The sequence below is a fragment of the Phytopseudomonas seleniipraecipitans genome (genome assembly GCF_900102335.1).
GTDB classification, from domain to species: domain Bacteria; phylum Pseudomonadota; class Gammaproteobacteria; order Pseudomonadales; family Pseudomonadaceae; genus Aquipseudomonas; species Aquipseudomonas seleniipraecipitans.
Window position 1 is genome coordinate 179,052 of record NZ_FNBM01000004.1, and the last position, 23,436, is coordinate 202,487.

Here is a 23,436-nt window from a genome sequence, read left to right on the forward strand (position 1 = left end):
ATTGGTGGAGCTAGACGGGATCGAACCGTCGACCTCTTGCATGCCATGCAAGCGCTCTCCCAGCTGAGCTATAGCCCCATCTCGAGGACGGGGCGCATGTTAAGTGCGGCCCCGCACCCTGTCAACAAAATTCTAGCCGGTGATGCGTTTTATTTCGCTGACATAACAAACACTTACCGCCCACGCCAGGCCCCCGCCTCGCGCAAGCGACCGGCGGCCAGGCATCAGGCGATGCCGGCCAGAAGTTTTTCCCATTCCTTGTTCTCTTTCTTCGACACACCACCGAGCAGCTCGATGGCCTGACGCAGACGGAAACGGGTGAGATCCGGGCCAAGAATCTCCATGGCATCGAGCACCGACACCGAACTGGCCTGGCCGGTGATGGCGGCGAACATCAGCGGCATGGCGTCGCGCAATTTCAACTCCAGATGCTCGACCACCGCCTGGATGCACCCGGTGATGCGCTCCTTCTCCCACTGGCGCAGCGCTTCGAGCTTCCACAGGATCAACTGCATCAGTTGGCGCACCTGGTCGTCGGACAGTTTCTTGTGTGCGAACAGCGCCCTGTCAGGCTGCACGCCACCGGCGAAGAAGAAACTCGCCAACGGCGCGATCTGGCTGAAGGTCTCCACCCGGCCTTGCACATGCGGAGCAATCTGCATCAGGTAGTCGCTGTTGAACGCCCACTTCTGCACGCCCGCGGCGAATTCCTCGACGCTCAGGTCGCGCATCCACTGGCCGTTGAGCCAGGACAGCTTTTCCAGATCGAAAATCGGCCCGCCCAGGGAGACGCGCTGCACGTCGAAGTGCGCGATCATTTCATCCAGGGTGAATTTCTCGCGCTCATCCGGCATCGACCAACCCATGCGGCCCAGGTAGTTGAGCATCGCCTGCGGCAGGAAGCCCATGCGCTCGTAGAAGGTGATCGAGGTCGGGTTCTTGCGCTTGGACAACTTGCTCTTGTCCGGATTGCGCAGCAGCGGCATGTAGCAAAGCTGCGGTTTTTCCCAGCCAAAATACTCGTACAGCAGAATCAGCTTGGGTGCCGACGGCAGCCATTCTTCGCCGCGCAGCACGTGGGTAATCTTCATCAGGTGGTCGTCGACCACGTTGGCGAGGAAGTACGTCGGCAGGCCGTCGGTCTTCATCAGCACCTGCATGTCCATGCGATCCCACGGGATCTCGACGTTGCCGCGCAGCATGTCCGGTACCACGCAAATGCCTTCGCTCGGCACCTTCATGCGGATCACGTGAGGTTCACCTGCCGCCAGGCGACGCTGCACTTCTTCATCGGACAACAGCAGGCCACGGCCGTCGTAGCGCGGCGTCTCGCCACGGGCCATCTGCTCGGCGCGCATCTGGTCGAGTTCTTCCGGGGTGCAGAAGCAGTAGAAGGCATGGCCTTTCTCGACCAGCTCCAGCGCGTACTTGCGGTAAATCTCGCCGCGCTCGCTCTGCCGATAGGGACCGTAAGGGCCGCCTACGTCCGGGCCTTCGTTCCACTCGATACCCAGCCAGCGCAGGGCGTTGTAAATCTGCTGTTCCGACTCGCGGGTCGAACGCACCTGGTCGGTGTCTTCGATACGCAGGATGAACTCACCACCGTGCTGACGGGCGAAGCACAGGTTGAACAGGGCGATGTAGGCAGTCCCTACGTGGGGATCGCCAGTGGGCGATGGTGCGATGCGAGTACGGACGGTGGTCATGGATAATCCCGATGAGGTAAGGCGCAAACCGGCCTACGGCGTTTCTGCGGCGTAGCCGAGAAGCTGCCGGCGCAGGCGTCGTGGAAACGCACAAGGGCGAAAGGCGTGAATCTTAACAGGCCAGCCCCTGCGGGCTCCAGCGACCTGCAGTATCAGCCTGAGGTGGGCTGGCCGGACAGATGCTGACGCAAGGCGATGACGCCCTCCTCCACGCTGGCACTGCAACCCGCCCAGGAACAGGCGAGCATCAGATTGCGCGGCAGACCGAAATCCTCAATGAGGAAGCCATCGGCATCGCGCCCCTGGAGGTCGCTGGACAGCCACTCACGCATCGCTCCCTGCGCCTGAAAGTAGGCCCACACCGGTTTGCCAAGCGCCACCGCAGCACCGATCTCGAAGGCGGTACCCGAATCCGGCTCGAAGCCGCGAAACAGGTTGAGATTGGCCAGTACGGCATCCGCCTCGCGGATCATCGCCAGGTTCAGCCGGCAGATCTGCGCGGCGCATTCAGCAGGTGAAAGATCCTGCGCGACCTCGTTGTCGAAAGGATAAAGGCCTTCCATCCCCTGCTGCCGACAGAGACCTTTAAGGTACACGCCATGCTCGACGGCGTCGCGCCGGAACACGTCGAATCCGGCCAGATAGATCCTTGCCGTCGCACTCGTGCTCATACGGTCAGCAGACGCTCACGCAGTTTCTGAATGTCATCGCGCATCTGCGCCGCCGCCTCGAATTCAAGGTCACGTGCCAATTGGTACATTTTCTCTTCCAGCTGGCGAATGCGCTTGGTGATCTCCGAGGGCGAACGCAGCTCGGCTTCGTAGCGCGCACTCTCTTCTGCGGCCTTGGCCATGCCCTTGCGCTTGTTGCTGCGGGCGCCGGGTACCACGGCGCCTTCGAGGATGTCCTTGACGTCCTTGAACACGCCCTTGGGCACGATGCCGTTGGCCTCGTTGAAGGCGATCTGCTTCTCACGGCGGCGCTCGGTTTCACCGATGGCGCGCTCCATGGAGCCGGTCATCCGGTCGCCATAGAGAACGGCCCGGCCGTTGAGGTTCCGCGCGGCGCGGCCGATGGTCTGAATCAACGAGCGCTCGGAGCGCAGGAAACCTTCCTTGTCGGCATCGAGGATCGCCACCAGCGACACCTCAGGCATGTCCAGTCCCTCGCGCAGCAGGTTGATGCCTACCAGCACATCGAAGGTGCCGATGCGCAGGTCGCGGATAATCTCGACCCGCTCCACGGTGTCGATGTCCGAGTGCAGGTAGCGCACTTTGACGCCGTGATCGCCCAGGTAGTCGGTGAGGTCCTCGGCCATGCGCTTGGTCAGGGTGGTGACCAGCACCCGCTCCTCGATCGCCACGCGCTTGTTGATTTCGGACAGCAGGTCGTCGACCTGGGTGCGCGCAGGACGGACTTCAATCTGCGGGTCGACCAGCCCGGTCGGCCGCACCACCTGTTCGATGACGCGCCCGGCATGATCGGCCTCGTAAGGACCTGGCGTCGCCGACACGAAAATGGTCTGCGGGCTTGCCGCCTCCCACTCCTCGAAGCGCATCGGTCGGTTATCCAGCGCCGATGGCAAGCGGAAGCCGTACTCCACCAGGGTTTCCTTACGCGAGCGGTCACCTTTGTACATGGCGCCCACCTGGGGCACGCTGACGTGGGACTCATCGATCACCAGCAGCGCTTCGGCCGGCAAGTAGTCATAGAGTGTCGGCGGCGGCAATCCGGAATCACGACCCGACAGGTAGCGCGAGTAGTTTTCGATGCCGTTGCAATAGCCCAGCTCGAGGATCATTTCCAAGTCGAAGCGGGTGCGCTGCTCCAGCCGCTGTGCCTCGACCAGTTTGTTGGCACCGCGTAGGTAGTCCAGACGGTCCTTGAGCTCGACCTTGATCTTCTCCATGGCCTCGAGCAGGGTGTCGCGGGGCGTCACGTAGTGGCTCTTGGGATAGAAGGTGAAACGCGGCAAGCGGCTGATCACCTCACCAGTCAACGGGTCGAAGGCGCTGATGTTCTCGACCTCGTCATCGAACAACTCGATGCGGATCGCTTCGAGGTCCGATTCAGCAGGAAAGACGTCGATGACATCGCCACGCACGCGGAAGGTCGCACGGGCGAAATCCATGTCGTTGCGCGTGTACTGCAACTCGGCCAGGCGGCGTAACAGCGCGCGCTGGTCCATCTTGTCGCCACGGTCGAGGTGCAGCACCATTTTCAGGTACTCCTCGGGGCTGCCCAGGCCGTAGATCGACGACACCGTGCAGACCACGATGACATCCTTGCGCTCGATCAGCGCCTTGGTCGCCGACAAACGCATCTGCTCGATGTGGTCGTTGATCGAGGCATCCTTCTCGATGAAGGTGTCCGACGAAGGCACATAAGCCTCGGGCTGGTAATAGTCGTAGTAGGAAACGAAATACTCCACCGCGTTGTTCGGGAAGAACGACTTGAATTCGCCATACAACTGCGCCGCCAGGGTCTTGTTCGGCGCCAGCACTAGGGTCGGACGCTGCACCTGGGCAATCACGTTGGCGATGCTGAAGGTCTTGCCGGAGCCGGTCACACCGAGCAGCGTCTGGTGCGAAAGGCCCGCTTCCAGACCCTCGATCATCTGCCGGATCGCCTCGGGCTGATCGCCGGCAGGCTGGAAACGGGTGACCAGTTGGAACTCGGACATAAATACCTCTACAAAAGGCTGTGACGCCGCGAAAAAGCGGGCGTCATACCTGGTGTACGCTGTCGCGACACAGAATATGGGCCGCTATACTAACGGCCCGCTTGCGCAACCCCAAACTGCAGTTGCCGGGGTTGCTCCAGCAGGTTGTTGAAAAACTATCTGCGTTGCCATCGCTGCGTTAAAACAGTCTCAAAATGCTCATGTACTACTCGTACACTCCGCCTTTTCGACTGTTTCTGCCTTGCGCTGGCTGCCTCGATCACGTTTTTAAACGGCCTGCCAGGAACGTAAATCGGTTTCCAAACCCACCCTCACTACAGAGCTGCCGCCCTCATGAGTCTGTTCTCCGCCGTCGAAATGGCTCCGCGCGATCCTATCCTGGGCCTCAACGAAGCATTCAACGCCGATACGCGCACCACCAAGGTCAACCTTGGCGTGGGCGTCTACACCAACGAAGAAGGCCGCATCCCGCTGCTGCGCGCTGTGGTCGAGGCAGAAGCCGCCCTGACCGCCGCCCGCGCGCCGCGTGGCTATCTGCCGATCGAAGGCATCGCGGCTTACGACAAGGCCGTGCAGACACTGCTGCTGGGCAGCGACTCGCCGCTGATCCAGCAAGGCCGCGTGATCACCACCCAGGCCATCGGCGGCACCGGCGCACTGAAAACCGGCGCGGACTTCCTCAAGCGCCTGCTGCCAGACGCGACCGTAGCGATCAGCGACCCGAGCTGGGAAAACCACCGCGCGCTGTTCGAGGCGGCCGGCTTCCCGGTTCGCAACTACCGCTACTACGACGCCTTCAGCAACGGCGTTAACCGTGGCGGCCTGCTCGAAGACTTGAAGAACCTGCCTGCGCGCTCGATCGTGGTGCTGCATGCCTGCTGTCACAACCCGACCGGTGTCGACCTGACGCCTGAAGACTGGCAAGCGGTGCTGGAAATCGTGCGTGAGCGCGAGCATGTACCCTTCCTTGATATCGCCTACCAGGGTTTCGGCGACGGTATTGAAGAAGACGCCGCCGCAGTGCGTTTGTTCGCCCAATCTGGCCTGACGTTCTTCGTCTCCAGTTCGTTCTCCAAATCCTTCTCGCTGTACGGCGAACGTGTCGGCGCACTGACCATCGTCACCGGCGACCAGGAAGAAACCGGCCGTGTGCTGTCGCAAGTCAAGCGCGTGATCCGCACCAACTACTCCAACCCGCCTACCCATGGTGCCAGCGTGGTTGCAGCCGTACTCAACAGCCCCGAGCTGCGTGTGATGTGGGAAACCGAATTGGGTGAAATGCGCGATCGCATCCGCACCATGCGCCTGGCCATGGTAGAGCAGCTGGCTGCCCTGAATGCAAAGCGCGACTTCGGCTTCGTCGCCCAGCAGCGCGGCATGTTCTCCTACTCGGGCCTCACCACCGAGCAGGTCGAACGCCTTAGAAACGAGTTCGGTATCTACGCCGTGGGCACTGGCCGCATCTGCGTCGCAGCGCTGAACACGCGTAACCTGCCAGTCGTCACCAAGGCTATCGCCGCGGTACTTTGAGCTGCCTAAGGGGAAGCTGGCAGATGCTTGACTTCCCCTTCGTAATCAGTAGGATACGCGTCGTTGTTCCGCGATAGCTCAGTTGGTAGAGCAAATGACTGTTAATCATTGGGTCCCTGGTTCGAGTCCAGGTCGCGGAGCCAAATTCAAAGCCTCGGTTCATACCGGGGCTTTTTTGTGTCTGCTGGACTCTCACCAGGGACTACGTCCCAGGTTATTCGCTTCGCTCACCCCTTCGGGGCCGCGCTGAAGCGCGTTCAGCTGCGCTGTCGAGTCCAGGTCGCGGAGCCAAATTCAAGAAACCCGGTCAATATGCCGGGTTTTTTATTGCCTGCTGGACTCTCATCGGGGATTACGTCCCAGGCTATTCGCTTCGCTCACCCCATCGGGGCCGCGCTGAGCCGCGTTCGCAAGCTAAGAGGTAGGGTGGGTTAGCGCCGCATGGCCACGCCCATCATGCGTGTTACGCCGTGCGAGCGGCGCGTAACCCACCAAGCGATATCCGACGTTGAGGCAATTCGAGCGACACGCACGCTGTAACAGCCCCTGGGTATCGCTTCGCTCAACCCAGGCTACTCGAAGCCCCAGTACAAACGTGCTCAACTCGCATAGAGATAAGCCTCGACATCCATCCCTGCATCGCGCATCTGTGCCAGTTTGTAGCGCAGCGTGCGCGGGCTGATGCCCAGGCGTTCGGCAGCCTCCTTGCGACGGCCTCGCTCAGCACGCAGGATGTCGATAATGACCTGGTACTCCCGGCGACGCAGGTCCTCGCCCAGCGCGCCGTCCATTGCGGCAGGTTCGGAGGCGGCAGCTGGCGGCACGACAGTCAGCTGAGGCTGCATCACGTGAGACACCGAGGCAAAACCGATCGGCGCAGTAAGACAAAGGTCGTGGGGCTCGATAACGCCTCCTTGCTGGAGAATTACAGCACGTTGAATGGCGTTATCCAGTTCGCGCACGTTGCCAGGCCAGGCGTGATTTGTCAGGCACGCGACCGCTTGCGCAGAGAGCCGCAAAGGCGCCAGATTCATCTTGCGTACGTACTTGGCCAGCAAGCGCTCGGCCAGCGGCAAAATATCGGCCGGGCGCTCACGCAGCGGTCGCCACGCCAACGGAAATACTGACAAGCGATAGAACAAGTCCTCGCGAAAGCGCCCCGCCGCTACTTCAGCAGCGAGGTCACGGTTGCTGGTCGCCAGCACACGAATATCCAGAACGATTGGCTTGCGCCCACCCACCCGCTCCACTTCGCGTTCCTGCAACACACGCAGCAGTTTGGCTTGGAGAGCGAGCGGCATCTCGGAGATTTCATCGAGCAGGATGGTGCCGCCCTCGGCCATCTCGAATTTTCCGGGCGCGCTGGCGACAGCTCCGGTAAACGCGCCCTTTTCGTGCCCAAATAGCGTGGCTTCGAGCATGTTGTCCGGAATCGCCGCACAGTTGATAGCCACGAACGGCCCCGCCGCTCTCGGCGACTGCTGGTGGAGATAGCGCGCCAAGACTTCCTTGCCGGTTCCTGATTCGCCGGTGATCAACACCGTGGAGTCACTGCGCGCCACTCGGGCAGCCAGCTCCAGCAACTGCAGGCTGGCCGGTTCACGAGCAACCGGTCCGTCCGCTTCCAGCCCAGTGGCGCGCCCAAGCGCGTGCTGTTCAACAAGCGACAGCAGCGCCTTCGGCTCGAAGGGCTTGACCAGATAATCGACCGCGCCGCGACGCATCGCTTCGACAGCGCGCTCCACGGCGCCGAAGGCGGTCATCAGCAACACCGGCAATTGCGGTTGCCGCTCACGAATCAGCGTGAGCAAACGATGACCATCCATGCCCGGCATGTTCACATCGCTCACCACCAGACCAAAAGGCTCTTCGCCGATAGCGATCAGCGCCGCCTCGGCGCAATCGACCGCTCGATAAGCATGGCCACCCAATTCCATGGTATCGGCCAGCGCTTCGCGCAGCGCGCGGTCGTCTTCCACCAACAGGACTTTGGTAGCCATGGTCACTCCTTAATCGAGGGTTGCGCTGGCGCAATCAGCGGCAGGATCAACAGGGCACAGGTACCTCGCCCGGGCCGCGAGCGCAGCTGCAGCTCGCCGTGATGAGCACGAGCGACCGCCTTGACCACCGCCAGCCCCAGGCCGGTTCCGGTGGTCTTGGTGGTGAAGAAAGGCTCACCCAGACGTGCCAGCGTTGCTGCATCAATGCCGGGGCCATTGTCGCTAACGCACAGACGCAAGGTCTCGCCGCGCATATAGGCATGGACCTTCAAGCGAACATCGGGACCGGAGGCCTGAATGGCGTTTTCAACCAAATTCAGTAGAGTGCCGACTAACGTGTCGCGATTGCACAGCAGCTCGCCCCGCCAGGCATCACACTGCCAGCGCACCTCCAACCCGTGAACCAAGGACTCGCCAGAGCGCCTGAGCGCATCGAACAACTGGCCTGGAGGAAGACGATCCGAGAGCGGCAATTCACCGCGGGCAAACACCAGCATGTCGCGTACCTGATGCTCCAACTCGTGCAGCCGCTCCTTTAGGCGGCCTGCGAAGCGCTGCTGCTGCTCGACCGGCAGCACCTGTTCGGTGAGGTGGCTGGCATACAGGAGCGCTGCGGATAACGGCGTGCGCACCTGATGCGCCAGGGAAGCAACCATACGCCCCATGGCACTCAACCGCTCATGGCGGGACAGCTGATCCTGCAAGCGGCGGGTTTCTGTCAGATCCGTCAGCAATACCAGCTGGCCCGGCTCGCCTTGCAACGATCTTGTGGAAATGGAAAGCCTACGGCCATCGGTAAGCGAAATTTCGTGACCATCATCCTGGCGCGGCGCAAAACGCTGGGCGATGACCTCGCGCCACAGCCTTCCAAGCAATGGCTCACCGAGCATTTCACGAGCAACGGGGTTGGCTTCCCGCACAATACCGTGACCGTCAATGACCACTATCCCGCCCGGCAGCAGATCCAGCAGGCTCTGCAGCCGATGGGCCAGGCGCTCCTTCTCGTTCAATTCCTGGACGCGTTGCTCACTGACCTGGGCCAATTGGCCAGTCAGTTCATTGACGCGACTTTCCAGGAGATCGTAAGAACTGCCTAGCCGGCTGGACATCTGCTCGAACAGCGCCAGTGACTGCTCAAGATCACCGCGCCCCGCCTGTGTTGGCGGTTCGGGCTCTATCGAAGCGGGTGTGTACGGGCTGGGTTTCATTACGCTCTCTCGCGTGGCGAGCCGTCATAAGACAGTCAGTTGCCAGTGAGATAGCAATACTCATGCCTGAAAATAAACTCGTTTAATTTCAGGCATGTAGGTATTTATTAGCGTGCCACCGTCAGTACAGTGGCGAAGATCATTGGCCATAAAGCCGAATTAGCGCAAAAGGGCCAGGTCGTTGCAACCTAGCCCTCTACCGAGTCGTTACTCGTCGCCGGACTCATCTTCGCGCCGGCTCATACCGTACTTGCGCATTTTCTCGACCAGGGTGGTACGTCGAATGCGCAACCGCTCGGCGGCACGCGCCACGATACCGCCGGCATCATCGAGCGCCTGCTGGATCAGCCCCTGCTCCAAATTGCCAAGGTAGTCCTTCAAGTCCAACCCTTCAGCCGGCAGCATGGCCGGTGATCCCATTCCAGACGAGGGCGACGTCAGCACGGCGCGCTCATCGAGCTCTTCGCGCAGGCTGGCGGCCATTTGCTCGTCTTCATCATCCACATGACGGAATTTCTTCGGCAGCTCACCGACCCCAATCACGCCGTAGGGATGCATGATTGCCATGCGCTCGACCAAGTTGGCCAGCTCACGCACGTTGCCTGCCCAGTCGTGCCGACAAAGCGACATGATCGCGGCCGAGTTGAACCGGATCGAGCCGCGCTTTTCATGCTCCATGCGCGAAATCAATTCGTTCATCAGCAGTGGAATGTCTTCGATGCGCTCTCGCAGTGGCGCCATCTCGATCGGGAAGACGTTGAGGCGGTAGTAGAGATCCTCACGAAAACTGCCACCTTCGATCATGTTTTCGAGATTCTTGTGGGTCGCAGCAATGATGCGCACATCGGCATTCTGGGTCTTGTTGCTACCCACGCGCTCGAACGTACGCTCCTGCAAAACACGCAGCAGCTTTACCTGCATGGGCAGCGGCATGTCGCCGATCTCATCAAGGAACAGCGTGCCGCCATTGGCCAGTTCGAAGCGCCCAGCGCGAGTAGTGATTGCACCGGTGAAGGCACCCTTCTCGTGTCCGAACAACTCGCTTTCCAGCAGCTCCGCAGGAATCGCCCCGCAGTTCACCGGCACGAACGGCCCTTCACGGCGCTTGGAGTGATAGTGCAGGTTGCGCGCTACCACTTCTTTGCCCGTACCCGACTCACCAAGAATCAGCACGCTGGCCTCAGTATCAGCGACCTGCTGCATCATCTGCCGTACCTGCTGAATGGCGCGACTGGTACCTACCAGGCTACGAAACAGATTTGTCTCACGCTGGCGCCCGCGCTCACGAGCCTGATCGTACATCTCACGGTAGACCTGAGCTCGGTGCAGCGAGTCCAGCAGCTTGTTGTAGCTCGGTGGCATTTCCAGCGAGGCCAGCACACGGCGGCGGAACTCCTCCGGCCAGTCGCCGGTTGCGTGCTCGTCGAGCATCAGCACAGGAAGGTACTCATCCCACGCGGCGATCTCTTTCAGCAGATCCAGCGCTCTCCCCTTGAGTTGCACCTCTCCCAGCAACACGCTGAGCACGCCTCGGCTCGAATCAAGATGATCTACCACCTCACGCCAGTCCAAGCTGCCGCACGCCAGATGATCCTCACCGAGAAAATTCAGAATCACCGATAAATCACGGCGGCGCTCGAGGTTATCGTCAATCAGCAGAAGCTTGGTTTCACGCCACATAGTTGTTCTGGCCCAGAAGGAAAAGCCACCCAGCACTTTTTAGCGCCAGCATTTAGCCAGCAGTTAAGACAATTTTTGGCGCTTAGTCAATTTTATGGCGTGCTTTTTTGTTGCGAGGTGGACGAGCGGAGCTGATCAGCCAAAAACAAAGGGGGGAATAGAGAGGCATAGCGGCAAACCTCCCCAAAGGTAGCGCAACTTCATAGCCGCGCCCCTAGCGAGATTCAACCGAACAGCTGGTAGACTTTGGCACCCTGCTTCGACTGATTCATCTGAATCAACTCACCTGCCAGCCGTTGGCGCTCAGCCTGGCAAGCACCCACCAGATCCTTATACAGATCCAGCAGCTCTTGCATACGAGCGCGCAGCGCACCATCGTCATCAGCCGCGTCGACCATTGCATCCTCAACAGCTTGGCGGCATTGCAGATCAAGCTCGCCGATGGCTATCCAATCCTGAGAAGAAAGAGCCTGACGGATAGCAATGCCCGTGTCCTGCAAGCGCTGAACGGAAGTATTCATGGGGAGGCTCCTTTCACTCATGCCGATTAGGCAATAGCATCCCAACCGGATTTCACTTCTCGAAGAAGGTTGGCCACTTCATCCAGCTTGCCTGAATCATTAGAGCGATTTCCTTCCAGCAAGCGCATGATCATGTACTCATAAAGCTTATCCAGATTACCTACCAGATCTCCATCAACATTCTGATCCAATGCCTCACGGAGGCCGCCGACGATAGCGATTGCTTTACCAAGCAGCTCACCCTTCTCCGCATAAGCTCCGCGCTCAAGCGCCCCCTTAGCCTGATAGATACGATCCAGCCCACCCTGCATCAACATCTGAATTAGCCGATGCGGACTGGCCTCAGTCACTTGAGCTTGAACATCTACGCACTGATACTGCTTCATTGCGGCTAACGATCTCATGGAGCACCCCTTCGAGTAACAAATCACTTACCTATGTATCGGTAGGGGCCGTAAAAACTTGATGCTTAAAGAGCGCCAAATTATCACTTTTTGGAGTTGCCAGACGCCCATGGCATGTTATCAAGCGAAGCAGAGAGGCTGGAGGCAGTGTTGGACAGCTGCGCATACATCATGTCCATAGCATTAAATTGCTTGAACAAACGCGCTTCCACGGCTTGCATGCGTGTGTTCAACGCCTCTTTTTGCTTATCGATGGTGGTCAAGGTCGAGCGTAACGATTTGTCCCGTTGCTCGATAACGCCACCCGTTTGAACATAGGGATCAAGCCTTTTCGAAAGGCGTGAAGCCAGACCCGTATCACCCGTAAATAGTGCCGAAATCGATTCAAAATTGTTAGTCAGTTGCTTGTCTAGCTTGGCGCTGTCGACCGTCAGCGTACCGTCTTTTTGGGTCGTGATGCCCAGGTCAGCAAGCGAGCGCACGCCACTGCTACCGTTGGGAACATTTACCAACTCACCACGTACTGCGCTAAGGATACCTCGCGCCATCGCATCGCCGACGAGCCCAGCTATCACCGGTGCTTTACCGTCGCCAACGGGGGTAACTTTTGTCTCAGCGCTGATAACGCCCATCAGCTTGTTGTATGCATCGACGAAATTCTGAATATTGGTTTTCACGCCGCCTTTATCTTGGGAAACACCCACGGTAAGAGGAGAATCGGCTGCAGTGACCCCTTTGAGATTGAGCGTTAACCCTTCAATCGCGGTATCAACCGTATTACTTTTGCTGATGACCTTAAGCCCATCGACGGTGAGCTCGGCGCTCTCGGCACGGCTAATAATCCGCGCAGCCGAATCATCCGGCCCGACAGCAGGATCAGGCTCGCCAGAGGCAGGAGCGGAAAAGTTCAGTTTTGAAAGGTTGACGCTCCCTGAACCGTCATCGGATCCCGCAATGACCGAAATATCCTCGCCCGCACCGGTTGTTGTGCTGCTCAGTACCAAGCGAGCCCCAGAGCTGTCATTGATGATGGTGGCAGACAGCCCCTTGTCGGCACCGGCTTTGTTGATGGCATCACGGACGCCCGTCAGCGTATTGTTGGTGGAGTCAATCGTGATGGCGGGTAGTGAGGTATTGCCGACCTTTACGGTAAACGTGCCGTTGCCGAAGGTGGCATTTGCGCTATCTGCAACAGATGCAAGGGCGACTTTACTACTCGTCGCCAAACTCTTGACCTCTATCTGATAGCTGCCAGCCCCTGCTTTCAAGCCAGCGGTAGCGGTCAGCAAGTCTGTTTTCGAAGATGTGGCAGTGCGAGCCTGAAACAAACTCGGGCTATTGATCAACGAAAGCGCGCTTTGGAACTCACTCATGGCACTTTTCACAGCACCTAGAGACGTAATCGTCGTGGTAGATTTTTTCTCAAGGTTATCAAGCTGGGTCTGCTTGGGGCTTCGCTCTGCCGCGACCAGGGCCTTCACGGTTTTGTCGATATCCAGCCCGCTTCCACCAATACCCGTTATCCCAGCCATAATAGCCTCCGTCAAAAAATACTACGTACGCGATCCTAGCTTTGCTTAATCAAGAATCGTGCCGTTAAGCCTTGGCTTCGAACATCAAACTGCGCACATCTTCCAGCCGCGCAGCAAGCTCAAGCACCTCTTTAGAAGGTATTTGCCTGACTACCTTACCTGACTCACCATCAATAACCTTCACCACCACATCACCAGTAGAATCATCCACTGAAAAATTCAGGTCGCGTTGAAGATTCTGGATCTGAGAATGGATGTCCACCACCGCCGAATCCACTAACGATCGGCTGGTTGCTGCGCGGCGGTCCTGCTCGGGAGCTTGAGCAGAAACCGAAGACACCCCGGGAGCCTTTGGGCTGCCAGGGTTGGTCGTAGCTGAGGCTTGCACAAGCGCATTGCCCGCGACTTTGCTTATATCCATGATTCACCTCGTATCAATGGATAAAGGAGGGGCGAGCCCCTCCTTTATTTGCTTCCTCGTAACGGCTCGCGTTACTGCAGCAGGCTGAGCACAGACTGCGGCAACTGCTTGGCCTGGGCCAGAATCGCAGTGCCGGCCTGCTGCAGCACCTGGTTTTTGGCCAAGGTAGCGGTTTCAGCAGCGAAGTCAGTATCTTTGATGCGGCTACGGGCAGCTTCAGCGTTTTCCGAAATGCTCTGCAGGTTGGAAATGGTGTTGTCAAAACGCCCCTGTACGGCACCGAGGTCCGAACGCTGGGAGTCGATATATGCGATGGCAGCGTCAATCACGTCGATTGCATTTTGAGCGCCATAGGCGGTACTCACATCCACATCGCTGATCTTGGCCAACTCGCCTGCCGCTTCACCCGTGATTTTAGGTACAGCAGTACCGCTCAGAGAGTAGGCCGCCGACGAACTGAGTTTAACGTAGCCGTTAGCGAAAGCCGAACCTGAGTCACCCGCGGCAGCACCAGCGCCAATATCCTGAGTTGCAGTCAGAGCACCAATATTCTTGTCTGTAGTATCCGCTTCAGCAGAGCGTACAGCTAATTTCATATCAGCAGCTGCAGCATCGACGTCTGGATCAGTAGCGTTTGCAGCAGCCACCTTACCCAAAGCGGTGAATTTGAGTGTCGAACCATCACCAGAAGAAACTTCGAGGCTACCGTTACTATTCACTTTGGCGCTGAGGCCAGAGCCGCTCGCGTTAACTGCACTTACGACCTGATCGAACGACGTTAGGCCTTTCAACTCGATTTTAGAGTCTGCTGGGCTAAGACTGTTATCAGTCTTGAAAGCTTCAATCGTAAGATCGAAAGTTTTTATAGTATCAGCTTTAGTGAGGACGGCATCTGTACGAGCCGAAGCCTTGATGGGTGAACCGGCAGAGTTAATCTTGCTTGCAATCTCGGCGGCTGTGTCTTTAGCGGCGACGTCTTGAACTTTATACTCTTTGCCGTTTGCCGAAATGGTCATAGTCCCGCTGGAATCGCCTGCCGTAGCAGAAGCAAGCCCCGAGGCAGTACCGGCCTTATCAGAGGTATAAGCACCCATCTTGTTAGAGCTGGCATTACCTATCGAAACATCGATGGTCTCGTTCGAATTCGCACCCACTTGGAAGGCAGTGGAGCCGAACGAACCGTCCAGCAACTTACGGCCACCGAAGGTCGTGGTTTCGGCAATACGGCTCAATTCGTTTTGCAGCGCGCCTACTTCTTTCTGCAAGGCAGAACGGTCAACCGAGTCGTTGCTGCCGTTGGCAGCCTGCAGGGACAAGTCACGCATACGCTGCAGGATGTTGGTGGACTGTTGCAGAGCGCCTTCTGCGGTTTGCGCCAGGGAGATACCGTCGTTGGCGTTACGCACAGCAACGTTCAGGCCGTTGATCTGGCTGGTCAGGCGGTTGGAGATCTGCAGGCCCGCGGCGTCGTCTTTGGCGCTGTTGATGCGGCTACCGGTAGACAGGCGCTGCATGGAGGTTGCCAGGGAGTTGGACGAAGACTGCAGGTTACGCTGGGTGTTCAGCGACGCGATGTTGGTATTTACAGTAAGTGCCATGATTGCATGCCTCCAAGGGGCGGGTACTAAAGGTAGCCGGGTGGTGCGAGCGCTTGGGCCGTTGCCTTGCTCAGGCACCCAGTTACTTCGCATTCGTAATCTTTATCGGCGTGTTCGGTGGAAGCTTTAGGGCACTGGTGAAACTTTTTTGCAAGCCCTTTCAGCATCACGTCACGCCTGCAAGCAAAGGTGGCGATCCGCCGTTGCTTGCCTGAATGGGTATCGACCGAGGTGGCTTTTTCTGTAGGGTTATCCGGCATGGGCGGACCCTGGTTAGATGGCGGACGCTTGGGACGCATGCCTCCACCGCTACGAGGGTGCGGCTGCGACTGCTTCGCGGCCGGGGCACCGCTCCTACTAGATTTTTGGCATGCCTCAGCGCGTAGGTGGCACCACGCACTGCAGGAGTGGCGTCCTGCCGCGAATGGCACAAGCAACTCTGGCGTCAGATTCGGCACCGTCGGATGGATTAGCGAAGCGTAGTCCGGCACCTGGGCCGAGATTGCTGGCGCATTACGCGACTCTGTGAGCCTAGGGTGTTACTGTGCCGAGAACGTGCGGCGTATTACGCCTGCGGCTAATACGCCCTACTACAGCCATATTCGTACTCAACGGTTACAGCTTGTTGAACAGGTTCAGGCCGCTGATTTTCACATAGCTCTGTTGAGCAGCTTCCAAAATCAACGTCTGAAACGCCAAACGTGGCATCGCTTCGGCGTAGTCGAGTTCGCGCAGCTCTGCCTGAGTCGACTTGTTGACCAGCGTGACATCATCGTTATCGGCTTTTGCACTATCAATGATGTTCAACCTGGCGCCGATATCCCCACGCGTGCTGTCCACATTGATGCTGGCATTTGTGAGATTCGTTAGGGCCTCGGCGATTGCATCGCGAACGACGAGATTACCTTCGGGCGTCGATGGTTCTGTTTCCAATGTTCTACGCAAGTTTGCGATCGAATCCAGCACGCCTTGCTTTTGCGCAGTTGGGTCGCTAGTAACCTGAATGCGCTCGCCGCCAACCGATGTACCGTTGAAATTGATTACCACGCCACGAAAAACTAGCTTGTCAGTCGTATCAACGCGACCGTCAACGGATCCATTGCCGTCCTTTAGCTCTTCACCTGTTGCTGAATCATAGACCTTATAGCTATTGGGCTCTGTTTCACTAAAAACGATATCTATTCCAGCATCTGGAAATTTGGGATTTCCAGCGAAGGCGACCTCATCTTGTACAAGAGGCGTCGATGTTCTAAGGGTTGATCCTGCCGGCGTCGCATAGGGTGCCGGTGGCGTACCAACCGTAGCAGGCACTGTGGCCTGCAGACGGCCTGCGTTGGTGATGTTCTGGAAGACCTTCTTGCCATTATCGCTAATGGCAACGCCGAGAGAGCTTGCAATCTCAACCTTGCGCTGTCCCTCATCCCCTTCATATCTATAGGTACCATCAGCGTTGCGAACAAATGGCTCAGACTTTCCTTGAAAGCCGGAAAAAAGATATTCCCCGCGAGCATTTCTACTGTTCATCAAGCCCAGAAGCTCATCTTCACGCTCACGTAACTCTGCGGCGATAGACTTCCGATCATCTGCGCTCAGTGAGCCACTGCCCGCCCGTACTGCAAGTTCCTGCACACGCTGTAGTACGGTCCCGACTGTGTTAAGGGTTACATCTTCTTGAGTAAGGCTATTTTCAGCGGCAGTCAGATTGTCTTTGTACTGAGTCAACACATTCTGCTGCTGCTCAAGCTGCAGCAAGCGCACCGAGGCGACCGGATCGTCGGCGGGCGTGAGGATGCGGTTGCCTGTGCTGATCTGTTCTTGGGTGCGGATGGCATTGGCGTAGTTGCGCTGCAGGCCTTGCACGCCGTTGTTGAACGCCTGAAGAGTGGAAATGCGCATAGCAGCCTCGTCTTTTCTGGCGGCGACTGGCGTTTGCCAGGGCCGCACCCTCTTGGGGATTTGCTCACCATCTGGCCATCGCTGGATGGTTGAAATGGATAATCGTGCACCCGGTGCCTGATAGTTTTCTGCGCGCCCACACGGCGAATAGCTGCGGCAGCGTCAATATCGCGTCGCGGCCACCATCGATTCGCGCCGGGGGCGACGCTCCTACATCATTATCTGAATGCCCCGATCAGGGTATCGAACAAAGAGCGCGCAACTTGAATCACCTGGGCGGACGCGTTGTAGTACTGCTCGAACTTGATCAGGTTCGCCGCCTCCTCATCGAGGTTGACCGCTGACAGCGAGTCACGGTTGTCCTGTGCCTGCTTGAGGATAGCGGTCGTGGCTTCGCTGTCCTGTCGCGCCTGGGCAGTGAGAGTGCCGACGCGCTCGATCAGGTCGCCGTAGCTGTCGGTGAAGCTGGACCCGGTGGTGATGCCCTTCACGCTCGGGTCAACACCAACGACCTGCTTACTCTGTAAACCAACCAACGCAAGGGCGTTGCGGTTATCCGACACACCATTCTGGTTGAAGCTGATGTCGAAGCGGTCACCGTTTTCCGGGCGACCGCTGACGCTCATGTTGACGCTGGTGCCATCGGCCAGGGTCAGTTGGTAGTTGTTTTGCTGGCCCGGCACAAATAGCTGGTAGTCCGGATTACTCGGGTTATTCGGATCACTCAGATTCGCTGGCTCATAAGCAATCGGAACACCTTTCCCATCGACTTTAACCAGATTCGCCCCAGCGGGTAACCCAGAGAAATTATCGTCAGCGGCGTTATAAGTCAGGGTGACCGGCGGAAATGCAATTTGCAGTGCGCCTGGATTGATATCGCTGTCAGTTGGCTTAAGCGTCGGCTGGCTGATGACGCCGTTGCCGCGGTTCTGCAGGTTGGCCTCGGCGCGAATCGGCGCAGCGAACGCCAACTGATCAGCCTGATCCAGCACGGTGGAAATGGTCGAGGCACCGATGCGGGTCGGCTGCAGCACGAACGAATCACCGGGGGCCGGTGCAGGCGTACCGATGACGACTTGGAAGCCCTGATCCTGGACGATTGGCGGTAGATTCGGGTTGGCATTAGGCCTAACAAATCCAAAGCTCAGGGTGCCGGGAGGGTTCTGCGTCACGGTCATCGACTGGTTGTCGCTCAAGCGCCGCGCGGAGTAATTGGTACCGTCAAATTCCAGCCGATAGTCGCTAGTAGTCAGCACCGAGCTATTACTGATATTTAATATTGGCGAGGCGTTGCTTTCGTTATTGGAAGACGGCAACACGCGCAAGCGCGCCAGTGACTCCGAGTTATAGTCACCGAACAGCTTGGTGCCGACCTGCCCTTTCAGATCCAGGCCCTGCCCCAACTGGCTGTTGACCTGATCGCTAACCGCCAAGGCCAGACGCCCAAGCGAATTGAACGTGGTATCCAGCACCTCCTCGCGATAACGCAAGATACCGCCCAGCTCCCCGCCAGTAACCTGCGTGGTGATGGTCTGCTTTGAGGCCCCGACCAGAAACTGGATTTCCGAGCGATTCGGGTCATTGGTACCAGGCACCACTTCCAGGCGCGCCGCATTACTGCCGATTACCAGCGGCTGACCAGAGCCGATGAAGACGTTCTGCGTGCCATCATTCTGCGCGACCACATTGACGCCGATAAAAGTCGACAATTGGCGCACGGCTTCTTCACGGGCATCCAGCAAGTCATTGGGCTGGCTGCCATTGGATTGCGCGATCGCGATGGATTGATTGAGGCTGGCGATGGAGCCGGAGAGGCGGTTGATCTGATCGCTAACGGCGCTCATCTGCTTGTTGGCAAAACTGTTTTGCTCGTTCAACCGATCATAAACCGTGTTGAACCGCCGGCTCAGGCCCTCGGCCTCGGAAAGCACCAACTGCCGCGCAGGGAGGTTGGACGGGTCTTCGGCGGCTGTCTGCAGTGCCGAGAAAAATTTCTGCAGCGACGGCGTGACGCCAGTTGTGGTACCGGCCAACAGCGAATCCAACTGATCGATCTGGCTCTTGTAGGCCGCCACATCACTGCTCAACGAGGTACTGCTGCGCAGCGAGGTGGTCAGGAATTCGCTGTAGCTGCGACGGATATCCACCAGCGAAGTGCCGGAACCGATATAGCCCGCCCCGCTGAACTGCGGAGTACGCGTGGCCTGGATGGTGTCCTGACGAGAGAACCCCGGCGTGTTGATATTGGTGATGTTGTGGCCGGTGACCGCCAGCGAGGTCTTGTTCGCCGACAGGCCCGACAGGCCAATGCTCAGTAAGTCAGCCATGCTTCATCATCCCCGGTTGGAGGGCGCGCCGTTGGCGGCGATCATCTGATAGGTCGACAGCTTGCGAGCGATCTGCGACACCTTGCGGGCGTACTGCGGATCGGTGGCATAGCCGGCTTTTTGCAGCTCGCGGGCGAACTGCTCAGGGTTAGCGGTCGAACTCAGGGCCTTCTCATAGCGCCCGTTGCTCTGCAGAAAGCTCACGTAATCGTCAAAGCTGTGGGCAAAGGATTCGTAGCCGCGAAACGAGGCTGCCTGCTTCACTGGTTTGCCGTTTTCGTATTCAGTGGTCGTCACTCGGGCAGAGTCGCCGCTCCAGGTGTTGTGAGTCTTGATGCCGAATAGGTTGTGGCTGCTGCTGCCATCGCTTTGCTTGATAATCGATTTGCCCCAGCCGGTTTCCAGCGCCGCTTGAGCAACCAGGTAGGTCGGATCGACGCCCAGCTTGGCGGCCGCTTTTTCGGCCATCGGCAGCATGGTTTCCATGAATTCCTTGGCCGATTTGAACGTGGTGCGGCTGGCAATTTCTTCGCTGCCATTGATGTTGAGGCTGCGCTCAGCCGGTGCGGCATAGGCCTTGGCCGGCAACCAGTCACCTTTGGCCAGTGGTTTGCCGACCGCATCGCCCGCAGGCGTGCCGGCAACCGTAGCGGCAGTGGCCGTCTCGGCGCCCGGCACGATACCGGCTTGAATGCGCTGCGCCAGCTTGCCAGGCAGTGACAGGCGGCGCTGGTTGAGCAACACCATGTCGTTGCGATCACCATCTGTAGACGCCGCGGTAGCCTTTTCCACCTGCATGGGCGCGGCGGCTTCTTCGGTGCGCGCCAGCGGTTTGCTCGGTGCAGCGGGCACGGGTGCATCGACCTGAGCGAACGGATTGGGCCGATCGCTGACGTTGCGCATCTTCGACATCTGCCGCGCCATTACGTCTGCCAGGCCAATACCGTTCTTGTTGCCGGCCATGGTCACGGACAGTTGCTGGTCGTACATGTCCTGGTAAGTCTTGGCCTCATTGCTGTTCATGAAGTTGCCTTCACCGAACACTTCGTTGGCCGAGCGCATGGTCTTGAGCATTTCATTGAGGAACAGCGACTCGAACTCCTTCGCGACCTTGCGAATGTTCTCCTCATTGTCGCCGCCAACCTTGAACTGGTTGAGGCGATTGAGATCGGTGTAGGCGCCAGTATCAACGCTGCTGGTGCCGGCGGCCGCGAGTCGAGTATCCATGTCCCGTTCCTTTTAAATCACGATCAGGTCGGCCTGCAGAGCGCCGGCTTGCTTGAGCGCCTCCAGGATGGCCATCAGGTCGGAAGGCGCAGCGCCCACCTGGTTCACTGCCCGCACGATTTCGTCGAGCGTGGTGCCGGGGCCGAACTTGAACATCGGTTTCATTTCCTCGTCGGCGCCGACACGCGAACGCGGCACCACGGCCGTCTCACCGCCGGACAATGCGCCCGGTTGGCTGACGATCGGGTCTTCGGTAATAGTCACCGTCAGGCTGCCGTGAGTTACGGCGGCAGGCTGCACACGCACGTTCTGGCCGATCACGATGGTCCCGGTACGCGAGTTGATGATGACCTTGGCCACCGCCTGTCCGACATCGACCTCGAGGTTTTCCAGAATCGACAAATAGTCGACGCGCTGGCTCGGATCGAGCGGCGCGCTGACCCGAACCGACCCACCGTCGAGTGCCTGAGCCACGCCGGGGCCGAGCAATTCGTTGATGTGGTCGACGATGTTCTTGGCGGTAGTGAAGTCCGGACGGTTGAGGTTCAGCGTCAGGGTATTGCCCTGATCGAAACCACTCGGCACCGGACGTTCAACCGTGGCGCCACCCGGAATACGGCCGGCTGACGGCACGTTGACGGTGATGCGCGAGCCATCCGCGCCACTGGCATCGAAACCGCCCACGACCAGGTTGCCTTGCGCGATTGCATAGGTGTTGCCGTCGATCCCCTTGAGCGGCGTCATCAGCAGGCTGCCGCCGCGCAGACTCTTGGCATTACCGATGGAAGAAATGGTGATGTCGATGGTCTGCCCGGGCTTGGCGAACGGCGGCAGGTCGGCATGGATCGACACCGCGGCGACGTTCTTCAGCTGCACGTTGCCGCCTTCCGGCACCTTGATGCCGAACTGCGCCATCATGTTGTTGAAGGTCTGCACGGTAAACGGCGTTTGGGTGGTCTGGTCGCCGCTGCCATTGAGGCCCACGACCAGGCCGTAACCGATCAACTGGTTACTACGCACGCCCTGGATGCTGGCCAGATCCTTGAGTCGCTCGGCTTGAGCGGTCGAGGCCAGCAGCAGCGCTGCAACAGTGATGATCCATTTGCGCATGATCACGAACCTCAGAACGGCCACAGTGGGCTGACGAAAAAGCGATCCAGCCAACCTGGCTGACTGGCATCGGCGAACGCGCCAGTACCGGAATAGGTGATCCGTGCATCAGCGATACGGGTCGAAGCCACGGTGTTGTCACGGGCGACGTCGTCGGAGCGAACCAGCCCGGCGATGCGCACCAGCTCGTCACCGGTATTAAGGGTCATCCATTTCTCGCCGCGCACCACCAGCAAACCGTTGGGCAGCACTTCGGCCACCGTCACGGTGATCGAGCCGGTCAGGCTGTTGCTCTGCCCGGCCTGGCCGGAGCCGCTGGTGTCACGCTGCGCGCCATACTGGGCGCTGAGGCCCAGATTCTCGGCCTTCAACGGGTTGAGGCTGGAGCTGGGGTTATCGATCGATACGCCACCGCCAAACAGCGAGGTCAGGCCAATGTTCGCGTTGCTGTCCTTGGACATCTGCGAGCTGGCGTTTTTGCTGGCCTGCATACGCTCGCTGAGGCTGATGGTGATCACATCGCCCACGCGGAACGCCTTGCGGTCGCCGTACAGGTTGTTCTCGAAACCCGACTGAAAAATCGAGCCGTTGTTCTGCGCCGCCGGCAGCGGTGTACGCGGCAGCACAGGTGCGTAGTACGGATCGTTGGGCTTGGCGGCAGGCGCCATACAGCCACTCAGCACTACGCTGCCGAGAATAGAGAACACACACACCAAGCGGTTCATAACCACTACCTCACAGCGTTCAGGCGTATCAGGGGTGAGCTACTGCCCTACCCCACGTTTCTTAAAGGTTCTGTGTAATGAAGGACAGCATTTGGTCAGCGGTAGAGATGACCTTGGAGTTCATCTCGTAGGCGCGCTGGGTGGTGATCATGTTGACCATCTCCTCGACCACGCTGACGTTGGAGTTTTCCAGAGTGTTCTGCAGCGTGGTGCCCAGGCCGTTGAGGCCAGGCGTACCCACCTGCGGTGCACCGCTGGAAGCGGTCTCCAGGAACAGGTTGTTGCCGATCGCTTCCAGGCCCGCCGGGTTGATGAAGTCGGTGATCTGGATGTTGCCAACGATCTGCGGCTGCGGGTTGCCCGTCGTGGTCACCGAAGCGGTACCGTCTTCACCGACGGTGAAAGTACGCACTTCCGGTGGCAGCACGATGGCCGGCTCCAGAGCGAAACCTTGGGAAGTCACGACCTGGCCGTCAGAGTTCAGGTGGAAGCTGCCGTCACGGGTGTAGGACACCGTGCCGTCAGGCATCAACACCTGGAAGAAGCCGCGGCCGTTGATGGCCATATCCATTGGCTGCTCGGTAGTCTGCAGGCTGCCAGCGGTAAAAATCTTCTGGGTGCCATTGATACGCACACCGGTACCGAGCTGCAGGCCGGACGGCAGTTGGCTGTCCTGGCTGGACTGGCCGCCGGGCTGGCGACGGACTTGGTACAGCAGGTCCTCGAACTCGGCGCGATCGCGCTTGAAGCCCGTGGTGGAGACGTTGGCCAGGTTGTTGGAAATGGTCGTCAGGTTCATGTCCTGAGCGGACAGGCCGGTCTTGGCGACCCAAAGTGCCGGGAGCATAGCGTTTCTCCTCGGGCGCCG

At 58.8% G+C, this 23,436-nt stretch carries 19 protein-coding genes and 2 tRNA genes; 2 read left to right on the forward strand and 19 right to left on the reverse strand.

Annotation, left to right across the window (positions count from 1 at the left end; all coding sequences use genetic code 11):
• Positions 1 to 2 precede the first annotated feature (2 nt).
• The 4 genes from BLS60_RS10860 to uvrB all read right to left on the reverse strand — a co-directional run bounded on the left by BLS60_RS10860 (position 3) and on the right by uvrB (position 4,389).
• A tRNA-Ala gene (locus BLS60_RS10860) sits at positions 3 to 78 on the reverse strand.
• A 146-nt stretch (positions 79 to 224) separates the two neighbouring features.
• Entirely contained in the window at positions 225 to 1,706 is a 1,482-nt protein-coding gene (gene gltX, locus BLS60_RS10865) for a glutamate--tRNA ligase (protein ID WP_092367785.1), read from the reverse strand.
• A gap of 152 nt (positions 1,707 to 1,858) precedes the next feature.
• The gene (locus tag BLS60_RS10870) at positions 1,859 to 2,377 is read right to left on the reverse strand and encodes a nucleoside 2-deoxyribosyltransferase (protein WP_092367788.1); all 519 of its coding nucleotides are present in this window, start codon (positions 2,375 to 2,377) and stop codon (positions 1,859 to 1,861) included.
• Positions 2,374 to 4,389, reverse strand: a complete 2,016-nt coding sequence (gene uvrB / locus BLS60_RS10875; RefSeq protein ID WP_092367791.1) for an excinuclease ABC subunit UvrB — start codon at positions 4,387 to 4,389, stop codon at positions 2,374 to 2,376. The genes BLS60_RS10870 and uvrB overlap by 4 nt, the downstream gene beginning before the upstream one ends.
• A 333-nt stretch (positions 4,390 to 4,722) precedes the next feature.
• On the opposite strand from uvrB, the gene BLS60_RS10880 reads away from it, so the two are divergent.
• Both BLS60_RS10880 and BLS60_RS10885 read left to right on the forward strand, forming a co-directional pair.
• The gene (locus BLS60_RS10880) at positions 4,723 to 5,919 is read left to right on the forward strand and encodes an amino acid aminotransferase (RefSeq protein ID WP_092367794.1); all 1,197 of its coding nucleotides are present in this window, start codon (positions 4,723 to 4,725) and stop codon (positions 5,917 to 5,919) included.
• Positions 5,920 to 5,986: 67 nt separating this feature from the next.
• Positions 5,987 to 6,062: transfer RNA gene (locus BLS60_RS10885), tRNA-Asn, on the forward strand.
• Positions 6,063 to 6,518: 456 nt separating this feature from the next.
• Here BLS60_RS10885 and BLS60_RS10890 read toward each other — a convergent pair.
• From BLS60_RS10890 to flgG, 15 genes are all read right to left on the reverse strand, one after another.
• Entirely contained in the window at positions 6,519 to 7,919 is a 1,401-nt protein-coding gene (locus BLS60_RS10890) for a sigma-54-dependent transcriptional regulator (RefSeq protein WP_092367797.1), read from the reverse strand.
• A 2-nt stretch (positions 7,920 to 7,921) separates the two neighbouring features.
• Positions 7,922 to 9,127, reverse strand: a complete 1,206-nt coding sequence (locus tag BLS60_RS10895) for a sensor histidine kinase (RefSeq protein WP_092367800.1) — start codon at positions 9,125 to 9,127, stop codon at positions 7,922 to 7,924.
• Between the two features lie 207 nt (positions 9,128 to 9,334).
• The gene (locus tag BLS60_RS10900; protein WP_092367803.1) at positions 9,335 to 10,807 is read right to left on the reverse strand and encodes a sigma-54 dependent transcriptional regulator; all 1,473 of its coding nucleotides are present in this window, start codon (positions 10,805 to 10,807) and stop codon (positions 9,335 to 9,337) included.
• Positions 10,808 to 11,031: 224 nt separating this feature from the next.
• Positions 11,032 to 11,328 (reverse strand): flagellar protein FliT, encoded by a 297-nt coding sequence (fliT, locus tag BLS60_RS10905; RefSeq protein ID WP_092367806.1) that lies wholly within the window; start codon positions 11,326 to 11,328, stop codon positions 11,032 to 11,034.
• 26 nt (positions 11,329 to 11,354) lie between these two features.
• Complete coding sequence (fliS, locus tag BLS60_RS10910) at positions 11,355 to 11,732, reverse strand: flagellar export chaperone FliS (RefSeq protein WP_092367809.1); 378 nt, start codon at positions 11,730 to 11,732, stop codon at positions 11,355 to 11,357.
• Between the two features lie 83 nt (positions 11,733 to 11,815).
• Positions 11,816 to 13,264 carry a flagellar filament capping protein FliD gene (gene fliD, locus BLS60_RS10915; protein WP_092367812.1) on the reverse strand — a complete coding sequence of 483 codons (1,449 nt, stop codon included), beginning with the start codon at positions 13,262 to 13,264 and terminating at the stop codon, positions 11,816 to 11,818.
• Between the two features lie 64 nt (positions 13,265 to 13,328).
• A complete protein-coding gene (locus BLS60_RS10920) occupies positions 13,329 to 13,685 on the reverse strand; it encodes a flagellar protein FlaG (RefSeq protein WP_092367815.1) in 357 nt (118 codons plus the stop codon).
• A gap of 71 nt (positions 13,686 to 13,756) precedes the next feature.
• Complete coding sequence (locus BLS60_RS10925; RefSeq protein ID WP_092367817.1) at positions 13,757 to 15,283, reverse strand: flagellin; 1,527 nt, start codon at positions 15,281 to 15,283, stop codon at positions 13,757 to 13,759.
• Between the two features lie 26 nt (positions 15,284 to 15,309).
• Positions 15,310 to 15,543 carry a hypothetical protein gene (locus BLS60_RS21315; RefSeq protein ID WP_143024591.1) on the reverse strand — a complete coding sequence of 78 codons (234 nt, stop codon included), beginning with the start codon at positions 15,541 to 15,543 and terminating at the stop codon, positions 15,310 to 15,312.
• Between the two features lie 355 nt (positions 15,544 to 15,898).
• Positions 15,899 to 17,179: a flagellar hook-associated protein FlgL gene (gene flgL, locus BLS60_RS10930; RefSeq protein WP_092367820.1), complete on the reverse strand. Its 1,281-nt coding sequence runs from the start codon at positions 17,177 to 17,179 to the stop codon at positions 15,899 to 15,901.
• 218 nt (positions 17,180 to 17,397) lie between these two features.
• Positions 17,398 to 19,506, reverse strand: a complete 2,109-nt coding sequence (gene flgK, locus BLS60_RS10935; protein ID WP_092367823.1) for a flagellar hook-associated protein FlgK — start codon at positions 19,504 to 19,506, stop codon at positions 17,398 to 17,400.
• Between the two features lie 6 nt (positions 19,507 to 19,512).
• Positions 19,513 to 20,733, reverse strand: a complete 1,221-nt coding sequence (gene flgJ / locus BLS60_RS10940) for a flagellar assembly peptidoglycan hydrolase FlgJ (protein WP_092367826.1) — start codon at positions 20,731 to 20,733, stop codon at positions 19,513 to 19,515.
• 12 nt (positions 20,734 to 20,745) lie between these two features.
• Positions 20,746 to 21,843, reverse strand: coding sequence for a flagellar basal body P-ring protein FlgI (locus BLS60_RS10945; protein WP_092368221.1), 1,098 nt, complete (start codon positions 21,841 to 21,843; stop codon positions 20,746 to 20,748).
• Between the two features lie 11 nt (positions 21,844 to 21,854).
• Positions 21,855 to 22,568 (reverse strand): flagellar basal body L-ring protein FlgH, encoded by a 714-nt coding sequence (flgH, locus tag BLS60_RS10950; protein ID WP_070881840.1) that lies wholly within the window; start codon positions 22,566 to 22,568, stop codon positions 21,855 to 21,857.
• 61 nt (positions 22,569 to 22,629) lie between these two features.
• On the reverse strand, positions 22,630 to 23,415 hold the full coding sequence (gene flgG / locus BLS60_RS10955) for a flagellar basal-body rod protein FlgG (RefSeq protein WP_070881839.1): 786 nt from the start codon (positions 23,413 to 23,415) through the stop codon (positions 22,630 to 22,632).
• Between the last annotated feature and the right edge of the window lie 21 nt (positions 23,416 to 23,436).

Bases quoted from the DNA above. Each gene is read 5' to 3' on its own strand.
- gltX (WP_092367785.1), bottom strand. From the start codon at position 1,706: ATGACCACCGTCCGTACTCGCATCGCACCATCGCCCACTGGCGATCCC.
- BLS60_RS10870 (WP_092367788.1), bottom strand. From the start codon at position 2,377: ATGAGCACGAGTGCGACGGCAAGGATCTATCTGGCCGGATTCGACGTG.
- uvrB (WP_092367791.1), bottom strand. From the start codon at position 4,389: ATGTCCGAGTTCCAACTGGTCACCCGTTTCCAGCCTGCCGGCGATCAG.
- BLS60_RS10880 (WP_092367794.1), top strand. From the start codon at position 4,723: ATGAGTCTGTTCTCCGCCGTCGAAATGGCTCCGCGCGATCCTATCCTG.
- BLS60_RS10890 (WP_092367797.1), bottom strand. From the start codon at position 7,919: ATGGCTACCAAAGTCCTGTTGGTGGAAGACGACCGCGCGCTGCGCGAA.
- BLS60_RS10895 (WP_092367800.1), bottom strand. From the start codon at position 9,127: ATGAAACCCAGCCCGTACACACCCGCTTCGATAGAGCCCGAACCGCCA.
- BLS60_RS10900 (WP_092367803.1), bottom strand. From the start codon at position 10,807: ATGTGGCGTGAAACCAAGCTTCTGCTGATTGACGATAACCTCGAGCGC.
- fliT (WP_092367806.1), bottom strand. From the start codon at position 11,328: ATGAATACTTCCGTTCAGCGCTTGCAGGACACGGGCATTGCTATCCGT.
- fliS (WP_092367809.1), bottom strand. From the start codon at position 11,732: ATGAGATCGTTAGCCGCAATGAAGCAGTATCAGTGCGTAGATGTTCAA.
- fliD (WP_092367812.1), bottom strand. From the start codon at position 13,264: ATGGCTGGGATAACGGGTATTGGTGGAAGCGGGCTGGATATCGACAAA.
- BLS60_RS10920 (WP_092367815.1), bottom strand. From the start codon at position 13,685: ATGGATATAAGCAAAGTCGCGGGCAATGCGCTTGTGCAAGCCTCAGCT.
- BLS60_RS10925 (WP_092367817.1), bottom strand. From the start codon at position 15,283: ATGGCACTTACTGTAAATACCAACATCGCGTCGCTGAACACCCAGCGT.
- BLS60_RS21315 (WP_143024591.1), bottom strand. From the start codon at position 15,543: ATGCCGGATAACCCTACAGAAAAAGCCACCTCGGTCGATACCCATTCA.
- flgL (WP_092367820.1), bottom strand. From the start codon at position 17,179: ATGCGCATTTCCACTCTTCAGGCGTTCAACAACGGCGTGCAAGGCCTG.
- flgK (WP_092367823.1), bottom strand. From the start codon at position 19,506: ATGGCTGACTTACTGAGCATTGGCCTGTCGGGCCTGTCGGCGAACAAG.
- flgJ (WP_092367826.1), bottom strand. From the start codon at position 20,733: ATGGATACTCGACTCGCGGCCGCCGGCACCAGCAGCGTTGATACTGGC.
- BLS60_RS10945 (WP_092368221.1), bottom strand. From the start codon at position 21,843: ATGCGCAAATGGATCATCACTGTTGCAGCGCTGCTGCTGGCCTCGACC.
- flgH (WP_070881840.1), bottom strand. From the start codon at position 22,568: ATGAACCGCTTGGTGTGTGTGTTCTCTATTCTCGGCAGCGTAGTGCTG.
- flgG (WP_070881839.1), bottom strand. From the start codon at position 23,415: ATGCTCCCGGCACTTTGGGTCGCCAAGACCGGCCTGTCCGCTCAGGAC.